This window comes from Bradyrhizobium sp. Rc2d (assembly GCF_900099855.1).
Lineage (GTDB): Bacteria > Pseudomonadota > Alphaproteobacteria > Rhizobiales > Xanthobacteraceae > Bradyrhizobium.
Genome location: NZ_FNCU01000007.1, coordinates 152,984 through 165,913, shown reverse-complemented (window position 1 = coordinate 165,913; position 12,930 = coordinate 152,984). Strand labels below are relative to the sequence as shown.

At 64.2% G+C, this 12,930-nt stretch carries 13 protein-coding genes; 1 reads left to right on the top strand and 12 read right to left on the bottom strand.

Features of this window, described 5'->3' with window-relative positions:
* Positions 1-13: 13 nt before the first annotated feature.
* From BLV07_RS12305 to BLV07_RS12295, 3 genes are all read right to left on the bottom strand, one after another.
* A complete protein-coding gene (locus BLV07_RS12305; protein ID WP_091885245.1) occupies positions 14-1,303 on the bottom strand; it encodes a M16 family metallopeptidase in 1,290 nt (429 codons plus the stop codon).
* Positions 1,300-2,718 carry a threonine synthase gene (thrC, locus tag BLV07_RS12300; RefSeq protein ID WP_176945491.1) on the bottom strand — a complete coding sequence of 473 codons (1,419 nt, stop codon included), beginning with the start codon at positions 2,716-2,718 and terminating at the stop codon, positions 1,300-1,302. Before thrC ends, BLV07_RS12305 begins: the two co-directional genes overlap by 4 nt.
* A gap of 548 nt (positions 2,719-3,266) precedes the next feature.
* Entirely contained in the window at positions 3,267-3,911 is a 645-nt protein-coding gene (locus BLV07_RS12295) for a response regulator transcription factor (RefSeq protein WP_091885239.1), read from the bottom strand.
* Between the two features lie 86 nt (positions 3,912-3,997).
* Between BLV07_RS12295 and BLV07_RS12290 the strand changes: the two genes are divergently transcribed.
* Positions 3,998-5,338: a histidine kinase gene (locus BLV07_RS12290; protein ID WP_091885234.1), complete on the top strand. Its 1,341-nt coding sequence runs from the start codon at positions 3,998-4,000 to the stop codon at positions 5,336-5,338.
* A gap of 97 nt (positions 5,339-5,435) precedes the next feature.
* On the opposite strand, the gene BLV07_RS12285 is transcribed toward BLV07_RS12290, so the two are convergent.
* From BLV07_RS12285 to coxB, 9 genes are all read right to left on the bottom strand, one after another.
* Complete coding sequence (locus tag BLV07_RS12285) at positions 5,436-5,801, bottom strand: nuclear transport factor 2 family protein (protein ID WP_091885231.1); 366 nt, start codon at positions 5,799-5,801, stop codon at positions 5,436-5,438.
* Between the two features lie 114 nt (positions 5,802-5,915).
* Positions 5,916-6,668 (bottom strand): SURF1 family protein, encoded by a 753-nt coding sequence (locus tag BLV07_RS12280; protein ID WP_091885227.1) that lies wholly within the window; start codon positions 6,666-6,668, stop codon positions 5,916-5,918.
* Positions 6,665-7,066, bottom strand: coding sequence for a DUF983 domain-containing protein (locus tag BLV07_RS12275; protein WP_091885224.1), 402 nt, complete (start codon positions 7,064-7,066; stop codon positions 6,665-6,667). Before BLV07_RS12275 ends, BLV07_RS12280 begins: the two co-directional genes overlap by 4 nt.
* A 99-nt stretch (positions 7,067-7,165) precedes the next feature.
* Positions 7,166-8,062: a cytochrome c oxidase subunit 3 gene (locus BLV07_RS12270; RefSeq protein WP_091885221.1), complete on the bottom strand. Its 897-nt coding sequence runs from the start codon at positions 8,060-8,062 to the stop codon at positions 7,166-7,168.
* Positions 8,063-8,142: 80 nt separating this feature from the next.
* Positions 8,143-8,781 (bottom strand): cytochrome c oxidase assembly protein, encoded by a 639-nt coding sequence (locus tag BLV07_RS12265; protein WP_091885218.1) that lies wholly within the window; start codon positions 8,779-8,781, stop codon positions 8,143-8,145.
* A gap of 5 nt (positions 8,782-8,786) precedes the next feature.
* On the bottom strand, positions 8,787-8,951 hold the full coding sequence (locus BLV07_RS12260) for a cytochrome c oxidase system small membrane protein (RefSeq protein WP_018644977.1): 165 nt from the start codon (positions 8,949-8,951) through the stop codon (positions 8,787-8,789).
* Between the two features lie 7 nt (positions 8,952-8,958).
* Entirely contained in the window at positions 8,959-9,903 is a 945-nt protein-coding gene (locus tag BLV07_RS12255; RefSeq protein ID WP_091885215.1) for a heme o synthase, read from the bottom strand.
* Between the two features lie 60 nt (positions 9,904-9,963).
* Entirely contained in the window at positions 9,964-11,580 is a 1,617-nt protein-coding gene (gene ctaD, locus BLV07_RS12250) for a cytochrome c oxidase subunit I (protein ID WP_091885212.1), read from the bottom strand.
* An 87-nt stretch (positions 11,581-11,667) separates the two neighbouring features.
* On the bottom strand, positions 11,668-12,507 hold the full coding sequence (coxB, locus tag BLV07_RS12245; RefSeq protein ID WP_091885209.1) for a cytochrome c oxidase subunit II: 840 nt from the start codon (positions 12,505-12,507) through the stop codon (positions 11,668-11,670).
* Between the last annotated feature and the right edge of the window lie 423 nt (positions 12,508-12,930).

The following is a 12,930-nucleotide window of genomic DNA, read 5'->3' as shown; positions in this document are numbered from 1 at the left end:
CCCTGCGCGGCTCCTAATGCAGCCGCGCCTTGGCGCGCGCCCGGGTCAATCCTTCCGCAAAAGACACCGCCGTGTCCAGCCCCCTGCCGCTGCCCAATGCGACGACCGCAGGGCGGCTGCGCGAAAGCAGCGCACGCGCGGCATCCCGGGTCGATTCGACGCTGACGGCGTCGATCCGGGCCACCAGCTCCTGCACGGTCTGCGGCCGGCCATAGGCCAGCACATGCCGGGCGAGCTGCTCGGCACGGGACGAGCAGCTCTCCAGCGCCATCAACAGGCCCGCCTTCATCTGCGCCTTGGCCCGCGCGATCTCGGCCTCGGTCAGGGTTTCCACCGAATCATTCATGATGTCGACCACGACCTCCATCATCTCCGGCGCGTCGGCGGGATCGGTGCCGGTGTAGAGGCCGAAGAAGCCGGTGTCGGTGTAGGGCGCGTGGAAGGTGTAGATGGAGTAGCAGAGGCCGCGCTTCTCGCGAACCTCCTGGAACAGCCGCGACGACATCCCGCCGCCGAGAATGTTGGTGAAGACCTGGAGCGAAAACAGCGACGGGTCGGTCTGCGGCACCCCCTCGAGCGCCAGCGTCAGATGCGCCTGCTCGAGCTCGCGGTGGACCACTTTGGCGCCGCCCTGGCCGAACTGGGCGGATTGCGGCTTCGGTCCCGGCGTCGCTTCAAAGCTCGCGAAACGCTTCTCGACCTCGGCGACAACCTGCTTGTGATCGACCGCGCCGGCGGCGGCCACCACCATGTCGGGCCCGCGATAATGCGTCGACAGATAGCCGCGGAGCATGTCGCGGTTGAAGCCGCGCAGCGTCTTGGCGGTGCCGAGCAGCGAACGGCCCATCGGCTGGTCGGGATAGCAGAGCTCGTTCAGATGCTCGAACACGACGTCGTCGGGGGTGTCCTGCGCAGCCCCGATCTCCTGCACGATGACGTTCTTCTCGCGCTCCAGCTCGTCCGACTCGAAAACGGGATTGGCGAGGATGTCGGCGAGCACGTCGAGCGCGAGCGGCACGTCGGCTTTCAGCACCCGCGCGTAATAGGACGTGGTTTCGGTCGAGGTGCCGGCATTGAGGTCGCCGCCGACCGCTTCGATCTCCTCGACGATCTCGCGCGAGGAGCGCGTGGTCGTGCCCTTGAACGCCATGTGCTCCAGAAGATGCGAGATGCCGTGCTCGTTCGGCTTCTCGTCGCGCCCGCCGACGCCAGCCCAGACGCCGAGCGCGGCAGTCTCGAGATGGGGCATCTTGTCGGTGACGATGGTCAGGCCGGAGGCAAGCTTGGAAATCTCGACGCTCATCCGGCAACTCCCTGCTTTGCGGCGCGGCTGACCGACAGCACGAACCGCTCGACCTCGGCCTGATCGTTCTTCATCACCTTCATGTGCTCGGATTTGGTCATCAATCCGTCGAGCCAGGCGGGCAGTTGCGGCCGCTGGCCGCAAGCCGCCTCGACCGCGTCGGGGAATTTGGCCGGATGGGCCGTGGAGAGCACGATGCTCGGGACCGTCGTGTCGGTGGTGTCGCGGTCGGCGACCGCGAGCGCCACTGCGGTATGCGGATCGACCAGCTCGCCCGCCTCGCGCCAGGCGGCGCGGATCGCAGCCGCAGTTTCGGTCTCGTCGGCGCGGCCTGCGTCGAACTCCCCGCGGATCGCGGCCAGCGTCGCATCGGGCAGCACGAAGCGCCCGGACTGCTTCAGAGAATCCATCAGGCGACGCACGCCGGCCGCATCGCGCTCGCCCGCCTCGAACAGCAGCCGCTCGAAATTCGAGGAGATCTGGATGTCCATCGACGGCGACGCCGTGGCGTGCACCTCGCGCACCTCATAGATCCCGGTCTTGAGCGTGCGGGCCAGGATGTCGTTGACGTTGGCGGCGATGCGCAGCGTGCGCACCGGCAGGCCTATGCGCTTGGCGACGTAGCCGGCAAAGATGTCGCCGAAATTGCCGGTCGGCACGACGAAATCCACCGCGCGCGCCGGTGCACCGACGGCGACGGCCGAGGTGAAATAGTAGACCACCTGGGCAACGATACGCGCCCAGTTGATCGAGTTGACGCCGGACAGCGAGGTCGCATCGCGGAAGCGATGGTTGTTGAACATCCCCTTCACGAGCGCCTGGCAGTCGTCGAAGGTGCCTTCGACGGCGAGCGCGTGCACATTGGCCGCACCCGTCGTCGTCATCATCCGCTGCTGGACCTCTGAGATGCGGCCATGCGGGAACAGCACGATCAGGTCGACATTCTCCAGACCCGCGAAGGCTTCGACGGCGGCGCCGCCGGTATCGCCGGAGGTCGCGACCACGATGGTGGTGCGCTGGCCGCGCTTGGCGAGCACATGGTCCATCAGCCGCGAGATCAGCTGCATCGCCACGTCCTTGAAGGCGAGCGTCGGGCCGTGGAACAGCTCCAGCACGAACTGATGCGGCGACATCTGGCGCAGCGGCACCACCGCGGGATGTCGGAAGGTGGCATAGGCCTCGTTGGCCATGCGGCCAAGCTCGGCCTCCGTGATCTCGCCGCCGGCGAAGGGGCGAATCACGTCGACCGCGACTTCCCAATAGGGACGGCCGAAGAAGCCCGCGATGGCCTGCGCCGAAAGCTGCGGCCAAATGGCCGGCACATACAGGCCGCCATCGCGGGCGAGCCCGGTCAGCATAACGTCACAGAAGCCGAGTTCGGGGGCCTCGCCCCGGGTCGAGATATAACGAGTCAAACTGCCCTCCAAAGGCCGACCGAGCCTGAGCCCGCTCGTTAAGCCTTTGATTTTACGAAAATACTTGTTAACAGCCAGCGGCTTTCGGCCACCATAAAGTGTTTTGCGGCATCGGGAAACCGCTTCCGGTCGCCCTCGTTGCTGAATGAAAAAGGGCTGCGGCATTGCCGCAGCCCTTCTCTTGGAAGGTCTGTCGTTGTGTGCAGACCGGTTTGCCTCGTCGGGTCCCCCGACCCGCTAAAACTGTTCGCTCAAGCTTTCGTCAGCTGCAATCAAATCGTCAAGAGCCAAAACGGCAGGCGACGAACGACGTTCCTATTTTTCCCGGCGCGCTCAGGGCATTCTGTCGCGGTTACGTGCAATGACTCGCTTTGTATTGCCGCTTTCTCCCGAAACCATGGCCGACCTGAGGAACGAATGCCGTGGCGACCGATTGGGTCGGCGGAGGGTGCCAGCCATCGCCCATGCATTGCCCGGCCGATGGCGACGCCGATCCGTCGACCGAACCGCTGCATCCTGGAGCAGCCGGTTCGGTCGTTGGCGGGAGATCAATTCATCCCGATTTCCACGGCGATCCGGATCAGATCGGAATGGTTCTTGGCCCCGAGCTTCTGCTTGAGGAGGGACGTGGTGTTCGCGACGGTCTTGTAGGAGATACCGAGCGCCTCGGCCACTTCGACGATTTTGTCGCCGCGTCCGAGCAGGCGGAGAATCTCGAGCTCCCGCGGCGTCATCTGCGAGGCGGGATTGGCCTTGATCGCCGCACCGGAAAACGTCACGGCTTCCGCGAGCTGCGGCGAGATGAAATTGTCGCCTGCGACCACCTTGCGCACCGCTTTCAGCAGGATCCTGGGATCGTCGCCCTTGGAGACATAACCCTGCGCCCCAAGCTCGACCGCCCGCACCACGAAGGCCGGATCGTCGTTCATGCTGAACATGATGATCTTGGCGCCCGGATCGTCCTTGCGGATGCGTCGCATCAGCTCGAATCCGGAGACATCAGGCAGGCTGATGTCGATCACGGTGACGTCGGGCCGCTTGCTGACATAGGCGCGATGCCCGGATTTGGCGTCGGTCGCCTCGTCGATACGGATCGAGTGGTCGGAGGCGAACAGGGTGCGACAACCGGACAGCACCACGGGATGGTCGTCGACGATCAGGACCCTGGTCGCCGGTCTGGCGGTATCTTGCATCGCGCGCTCTCTTGTTTTTCGACTCATAGACCGGCGGGAACAAATGGAAAGAGAGAATCCCACCAAAACACGTTAGAATTGACCTAATGTGGCAACGGCTCTCATTCCGGACGCAATTGTTTCTTCCGCTTGGCGCGAGTCTTCTCGCGGCACTGATCCTGGGCGGCATGCTGCTTCAGACCTTCGCAGGGGGCCAGCTCGCTGAGGAGAATGAGCCGCGCCAGCGTTCGGCCCGGGCAATCGCCACCGCGCTCAACAACACCCTGCACGCGTCGGACAATCCACGGCAGACACTCGATGCCTTTGTCCATTCCCTGGGTACCTCCTCCGATATCCAATTCCGCGCCGCCGAGGAGGGTCCCGCGCCCTCCCCGAAAGGCGGCCTGCGCAGCCTGCATGGCGTGCCGCAATGGTTCATCGAGCTGCTTGTCATCCCGGAGATGGACGCGGCGTCCCCGGTCATCATCGACGGCAGGCGTGTAGGAGATCTCGTCTTCCTCCCGGACCTGTCGGCCGACTTGTTCGAGAAATGGATCGGCTTTCTCGCGCTGATCTGCCTCGTCCTCGCGCTCATGGTGCTCACGGGCACCATCGCCTATGTCTTCGCAGGATCGGCGCTGCGGCCCCTGCGAAATCTCGGCGAGGGGCTCACGCGGATACGGCGCGGCGACTACGCAACGCCGATTCCCGTCGCCGGCCCGCCGGAGATCCGGCAGAGCTGCGAGGAGGCCAACGCGCTGGCCGCAACGCTGGCGCAATTGAGCGCGGACAATCGCGACCTCCTGCACCGCCTGGTGTCGCTCCAGGATGACGAGCGGCGCGACCTCGCCCGCGAGATGCATGACGAACTCGGACCGCTGTTGTTCAGTATCCGCGCCGGGACGATCGCCTTGATCGAGGCATCGCGACCTGCAGGAAATCTCGGCAATTCGGCGCAGGAGGTGCTGCAATCGGTCGAGGCGCTCCAGCAGACCAACCGCCGTATTCTCGACCGGCTGCGACCGCTCTATATCGAGGAGCTGGGCCTCGCGACCAGCGTGCAGACACTGCTGCAAAACTTTGGCAAGCAGTCACCGCATATCGGCCTGACGGCCACGATCGATCCCGGTCTCAACGGGATCGACGGACCGCTCGCCCAGACCGTCTATCGCGTGATCCAGGAGGCGCTGACCAATGTGCTGCGCCATGCCAAAGCCAGCAATGCCCATGTGCAGGCGACTGCCGCCGGCGAGACGCTCGTCATCGAGATCTCCGACGACGGCGGCGGCTTTCCCGCCGGCAACGTCTTCGGCCGGGGTCTGACCGGCATGCATGAGCGCGTGCGCGCGCTCAGCGGATCGCTGTCACTGCTGCGCGCGGATGACCGAACCTATGTGCGCTGCCGTCTTCCGGTCAAGACGACGCGGGATGCGCCATCATCAGGCTAAAGCGCGATGAGATTGGGGTGAATCGTCATCGCGCTTTAGGTTATTGCTTGAGCATGATCTTTTCGGAAAACCGCTGCGCACTTTTCCGGATCATGCTTTAGCACGCGCAACCGGCATGCGCGCTCTGCCGCGCCGGCTCGCACAGCGTGCTGCGGATCTTGCCTTCGGGGCTGAAGCGAAACGAAGCATGAATGTGCAGCGCGCCGGCGACTGAATATTCGAGTTCGACGCCATGAGGCGCGGGATGGATCTCCTCCAGTCCGAAACCCACCGACGCGAAGGCGCTGAGCCGCGGCTGCCAATAGGCTTCGAGCTCGCTCCGGCCGCAATATCGGTGCATGCCGTTGCACATGCATTCGAGCTGGGCGTCGTCGGCATAGAGATCGAGCAGCGTCGTGAGGTCGCCCTTCCGACAGGCGTCCACCCAGTCGACGACAATTCCCATCTGATCAAAATCACTCACGCTGCAATCCTCTGCCGGGGACAAGCACTGGCGGCTTAGGACTACACTCGTGAATATGCGCTGAACGGTAAAGCCCGGGCGATACCGGGTTTCCTCGTGGATCTACGGACAAATTCAGCTCGGCCGCCGCCCCCTCACCCACACCGCAAAAGCGATCAACAGGGCGCCTGCGAGCGAGAACCAAGTGATGGCGTATTGCAGGTGATCGTCTTTCAAATGCACGTCGAGCGGACCGGGACGTGGAATGCCGTTCTCGGGCATCGGCTGCTCCAGGTCGATATAAAACGGCGCAACCGTCCCCCAGCCGAGCGCGCTCGCGATTCCCAGATGATCGCGCACGAACCAGAGTCGCTTGTCGCGGTTCTCCGCCGGCGTCAGCCAGCCTGCTGGTTCCGGGAACCGGAGATAGCCGGTGAGCACGGCCGGCTGACCCGTGACGAGCTGACTCACCGCGCGATCCTCGACGCTGCGATCCTGCATCGTGTTCTCCACGAAGCCGGCATCGATCACGACCATCTCACCGCTCGGAAGCCGCGCCGGCAGGAACGCCCAGGTGCCGGGGCCGGCGGCGTCCTTGCGCACGGCCGAGCCGGAGGAATAGACCATCGCATCGGGCAGGGCTGCGTAGATTGCGGTGAAGCTGACGCGGCGAAATTCGTCGCGCGCGGGATTGAGCGCAGCCCATTGCGCGGGCGCAGGCAGCGCGACCGGCGCGGCCGCAAGCCGTTCGGTGAGAGCGGCGATCAACTCGTGCTTGGCTGTCCGGCGCTGCAATTGCCAGATGCCGAGTGCGACGAAGACGGCCGTCAGGAGCAACGTGAACAGCGCAAAGCCGACCACGCGAGGCTTGCGCACACTCCCGTTCATTTCGCGCGGTCGATGAGCCGGCCCGGCGCTGCCTTGTGGTGGAATTGCAGCGCGATCAGCAGCGACTTCATCGCGCGCAGCGGCAATAGCGTGGTGGCGAGGATCAGCGGCAGCCAGAGCACCGCATGCAGCCAGAACGGCGGCTGATACTTGACCTCGACGACGAGCGCGCAGCCGACCACGATCGCTCCGGCCAGCATGATGATGAAGATCGCCGGACCATCACCGCTATCGATGAAAGCGTAGTCGAGCCCGCAGCGGTCGCAGCGAGGCGCGAGCGTCAGGAAGCCCGCATAGAGCTTGCCTTCGCCGCAGCGCGGACATTTGCAGGCGAGCCCGCGCAGCGCGCTTTGCAGGACGGTGGTGTCGGACTCGGATGGGCCGGTGGTGTCGTTCATGATGGCAAACTCTATCACAGTTTCCGCCGAAGCTTCCGGCGGCCGGAAAGCGAAAGGGCGGCCCAGCGGCCGCCCCTTCTGATCATCTGCCTCGCAGGCTCAGTGCGCACCGTGGGCCATGGTCTCGGCGCCGTGTCCCCAGACATAGATGCAGAGGAACAGGAACAGCCAGACCACGTCGACGAAGTGCCAGTACCAGGCGGCGAACTCGAAGCCGAGATGCTGCTTCGGCGTGAAGTGGCCGGCATAGGCGCGGAACAGGCAAACCAGCAGGAAGATGGTGCCGACCAGCACGTGGAAGCCATGGAAGCCGGTCGCCATGAAGAAGGTCGCACCGTAGACGTTGCCGCCAAACGAGAACGCCGCGTGGCTGTACTCATAGGCCTGCACGCAGGTGAAGAGCGCACCCAGCACGACGGTGAGGATCAGGCCGTATTTCAGGCCCTGACGATCGTTCTCGAGCAGCGCGTGGTGCGCCCAGGTCACGGTGGTGCCGGAGGTGAGCAGGATCAGCGTGTTCAGGAGCGGCAGATGCCAGGGATCGAAGGTCTCGATGCCCTTTGGCGGCCAGGTGCCGGGAACGGAGCAGGCGCCGGCCTGGGTGCCGAGGCCGCAGCCGAACACCGCATCGCGCGTGGCATGGACGGCGTCGGCCGGGAACAGCGCCGCGTTGAAATAGGCCCAGAACCAGGCCACGAAGAACATCACCTCGGAGGCGATGAACAGGATCATGCCGTAGCGGTGATGGAGCTGCACGACGCGGGTGTGGTCGCCCTTGTACTGGGCTTCCTTGATCACGTCGCCCCACCAGCTCGCCATGGTGTAGAGCACGCCGACGGTGCCGACGCCGAACACGATCGGCGCAGCCGAGAACATGTGATGCATCCAAGCGATCGCGCCGACCGCCATGATGAAGGCCGACAGCGAGCCGACGGCCGGCCAGGGAGAGGGATCGACCAGGTGATAGTCGTGATGCTTGGTGTGCGCCGTTGCCATTTGCGGTCTCTCTCCTCAATCCCGTGCCTATCAGGCACTTATCCCCTTGTGTCCAACCCCCCGAGCCATGAGCCCGGCGATCAGAGATTTCCCTTGCGTTTGTCGCGTTCGCCGGATGCCAGCGGCTTCACCACGGGATCCTTCACCGGATAGAACGTGTAGGACAGCGTGATCGTGTTCAGCCCGTCGTTCTCGTGGTCGTCGGCGATCGACGGATCGACGTAGAACACGACCGGCATCTCCCGTTTCTCGCCGGGCGCCATGGTCTGCTCGGTGAAGCAGAAGCAGTTGATCTTCTGGAAATATGACCCGACCGTAAGCGGCGCGACGTTATAGGCGGCCTGGCCCGCGGTGGTGCGCGCGGCCTGGTTGGTCACGGTGTAGTAGATGGTCGTGACCTGACCGATATTGACCTCGATCTCGCTCTGCTCGGGCTCGAACTTCCAGGGCAGGCCCGGCGCGACGTTGGAATCGAAACGCACCGAGATTTTTCGCGCGATCGGGCCGGTCGCTGGCGCGGAGGTCGCGACCTGGGTGGTGCCGTTGAAGCCGGTAGCGCGGCAGAACCAGTTGTAGAACGGCACTGCCGCGTAGGATGCCCCCACCATCAGCGCCACCACGCCGCCGCAGATGGAAGCAACCACCACATCGCGACCCAGCCCGCGGCGCTTGGCCGGCTTGGCGCTGACGTCCTGCGATATGGTCGGCTCGTGATCCATCTTCCCTACATCGGCCGCACTAGAACCGCCGGTCCCTTGACCATGGTGACGGCGAAGAACAGCACCACGAGCACGCCGAGCGCGAGCGCGATCGCGATCGAGCGCTGACGACGGCTCTTCTTCTGCGCCTCGGTGAGGACGATTCCATCTGGCTCGGGTTTGTCGGCCATCCCTGCCTCATGCGCCCCATGCCATCGGAGCAAGCGCCCGGAACACGACCTCGGCCAGCAAGGTCGCGAATAGCGCGAACAGATAAAGGATGGAGAAGGCAAACAGCTTGCGGGTCGCGCGCAGCGACTGGCTGCGCTCGCGGCGCATGTAGACGTTGATGGCGAGCACCAGCATGCCGGCACCAAGGATCAGCGAAACGATGCCGTAGACGGCGTCGAAATAGCCGAGCGCCCAGGGTGCGGCAGCGACCGCGATCAGCACGATGGTGTAGAGTAGGATCTGGAGGCGCGTTGCGTCGGGACCGGAGACGTTGGGCAGCATCGGAATGCCGGCGCGGGCGTAATCGTCGGAGCGGAACAGCGCCAGCGCCCAGAAATGCGGCGGCGTCCAGAAGAAGATGATGGCGAACAGCAACAGCGGCTCGACGTCGACCGTGCCTGTCACGGCGGCCCAGGCCACCACCGGCGGCAGCGCGCCGGCGGCGCCGCCGATCACGATGTTCTGCGCGGTCCAGCGCTTCAGACACATCGTGTAGATCACGACGTAGAAGAAGATGGTGAAGGCGAGCAGCGCGCCCGCGATCCAGTTGACGAGGATGCCGAGCGTCATCACCGAGAAGAAAGCGAGCGTCATGCCGAACGCCATCGCCTCGGGACGGGTGATGCGGCCGCGCGGGATCGGCCGGTTCGCCGTGCGCGACATCTTGGCGTCGATGTCGCCTTCGAGCGCCATGTTGAGCGCGCCGGAGGCACCGGCACCGACGGCGATGCAGAGCAGCGAGGTGATCGCCAGCACGGGGTGGAAATGCCCGGGCGCCATCGCCATCCCGACCAGCGCGGTGAAGATCACCAGCGACATCACCCGCGGCTTGAGCAGCGCGATGTAGTCGCCGACCTCCGCTTCGGAGATGCGGGGATTGATGTCGATGGCGTTGTGGTCGAGGACGGACACTTAATTCAACTCGCTTCGTGAACAGCCGCGGCGCCCGTCTCGGGCGCCGCGGACGATGGCTTACTGCACGCGCGGCAGCACTTCGAACTGGTGGAAGGGCGGCGGCGAGGACAGCGTCCACTCCAGCGTGGTCGCCCCCGCACCCCAGGGATTGTTGCCCGCCGGCACCCTGCGCATGAAGGCGTCGAGCACGCAGTAGAGGAAGATCAAGACGCCGAAGCCGGAGATGTAGGAGCCGACCGAGGAGACCAGGTTCCAGCCTGCGAACGCATCGGGATAGTCGACGTAGCGGCGCGGCATGCCCGACAGACCCAGGAAGTGCTGCGGGAAGAACACCATGTTGACGCCGATGAAGGTGACCCAGAAGTGGGCCTTCGCCAGCGTCTCGTTGTACATGTAGCCCGACATCTTCGGGAACCAGTAGTACCAGCCCGCGAAGATCGCGAACACGGCGCCGAGCGACAGCACGTAGTGGAAGTGCGCAACGACGTAGTAAGTGTCCTGCAGCACGCGGTCGACGCCCGCGTTCGCCAGCACGACGCCGGTGACGCCGCCGACCGTGAACAGGAAGATGAAGCCCACGGCCCAGATCATCGGCGCGCGGAATTCGATCGAACCGCCCCACATCGTGGCGATCCAGGAGAAGATCTTCACGCCGGTCGGAACCGCGATGACCATCGTGGCGGCGACGAAATAGGCCTGCGTCGCCGAGGACATGCCGACCGTGTACATGTGGTGTGCCCACACTACGAAGCCGATGCCGCCGATCGCGACCATGGCGTAGGCCATGCCGAGATAGCCGAATACGGGCTTGCGCGAAAAGGTCGAGACGATCTGGCTGACCATGCCGAAGCCGGGCAGGATCAGGATGTAAACCTCGGGATGGCCGAAGAACCAGAACAGGTGCTGGAACAGCACGGGATCGCCGCCGCCGTCGGGTGCGAAGAACGTCGTGTGGAAATTGCGGTCGGTGAGCAGCATGGTGATCGCACCGGCGAGCACCGGCAGCGACAGCAGCAGCAGGAACACCGTCACCAGGATCGACCACACGAACAGCGGCATCTTGTGCAGGGTCATGCCCGGCGCGCGCATGTTGAAGATCGTGGTGATGAAGTTGATGGCGCCGAGGATCGATGAGGCGCCTGCCAGATGCAGCGACAGGATCGCGAAGTCGACGGCCGGGCCCGGATGACCGGAGCTCGACAGCGGCACATACATGGTCCAGCCGGCGCCGACGCCGTTGGCGCCCGGCTCGCCCTCGACGAAGGTCGACATCAAGAGCAGCGCAAAGGAGGCCGGCAGCAGCCAGAACGAGATGTTGTTCATGCGCGGGAACGCCATGTCGGGCGCGCCGATCATCAGCGGCACGAACCAGTTGCCGAAACCGCCGATCATTGCGGGCATGACCATGAAGAAGATCATGATCAGGCCGTGCGAGGTCACGAAGACGTTGTAGGTGTGCGTCTCGTGGAAGATCTGCACGCCCGGATACATCAGCTCGGCCCGGATCGCGATCGACATCGTGGCGCCGATGACGCCGGCGATGACCGCGAAGATCAGGTACATCGTGCCGATGTCCTTGTGGTTGGTCGAATAAACGTAGCGCCGCCATCCGGTCGGATGGGCGTGCTCGTCATGATGCGCGTGATCGCCGTGTGCCGCTGCGCTCGTTGCCATTTTCAAATCCTGCCTTGCGTCCCATTCGGACCTTATGCGGTCCCGCCCTTCATGTCGCTTTCAGTCCCTCGAGCCTGCGCCCGGCGCTTACTGCGTCGGGCCGGCCGCGGAGGCGTAGGTGCTGGTGCCGCCGCTCGCAAATTTCTTCTTCGCGGTCTCGACCCAGGAGGCGAACTCCTGGTCGTCGACCACGCGGATCGCGATCGGCATGAAGGCATGATCCTTGCCGCACAGTTCCGAGCACTGGCCGTAATACATGCCGGTCTTGGTGGCCTTGAACCAGGTCTCGTTCAGTCGGCCCGGAATGGCGTCGATCTTGACGCCGAAAGCCGGCAGCGCGAAGGCGTGGATGACGTCCGCGCCCGTGGTCTGGACCCGAATCACCTTGTTGACCGGCACCACCATCTCGTTGTCGACGCCGAGCAGGCGGGGCTGCTTGTCCTGGGCCATCAGCGAGTCGAACTCGAACTTGCCGTTATCAGGATAGGCATAGGACCAGTACCACTGCTTGCCCGTCGCCTTGACGGTCAGATCCGCCTTCGGCACGTCGAGCTCGAGGAACAGGAGGCGGAACGACGGCACCGCGATGCCGACCAGGATCAGCACAGGAACCAGGGTCCACACCACCTCGATCAGCGTGTTGTGGGTGGTCCGCGACGGCACCGGATTGGCCCTCGCATTGAACTTGATGACCACGAGCACGAGCAGCGCCAGGACGAACAGCGTGATCAGGGTGATCAGCACCAACAGGAAGTTGTGGAACCAGACGATGTTGTCCATCACCGGCGAGCCGGATTGCTGGAGCGTCCACTCCCACGGTGCCGGTTGCCCGAGCTCGGCGAAAGCCACACCGCCCGTCGCCAGCGTCAGACCCGCCACGGCCAATCCCAGCAACTGCCGGCCCATCCGGCCCATCGACATCCTCATGCCGTTCGCGCTCCCCTTACGAAATCACCCCACGTGCATTCCCCTATTTCCGGGAAACGCTTATTCGATCCGCCCGTCTGACAAACCGCCGCGCAAGAATACCTCTAAGAGGAATTGGGGCCAGATCGCTAGAACGCCGTAATCAAGCCTCTCAAACCATAATTCTTGATCTATCGCAATGCAGTCTTGGGCCTCATCTGCCAGGCATCACCCGCAAGATATTTCCTAGTAACATCAGACAAAAATGCCGTTTCCCGGTACGCTGCGACTTGACAGCGGAATTGCCCGCGGTAGGCACTGGCAAACAGCCGCGCAGGAACCTGATTCGTGCGGGCGATGGTGGTGCGCGGCGGCGCGGAATTTGCTTGGGAATTGCCTTCAAGACGCCGTCATTCCCGTATCAGTCCGTCAGGTGCGAGCGAC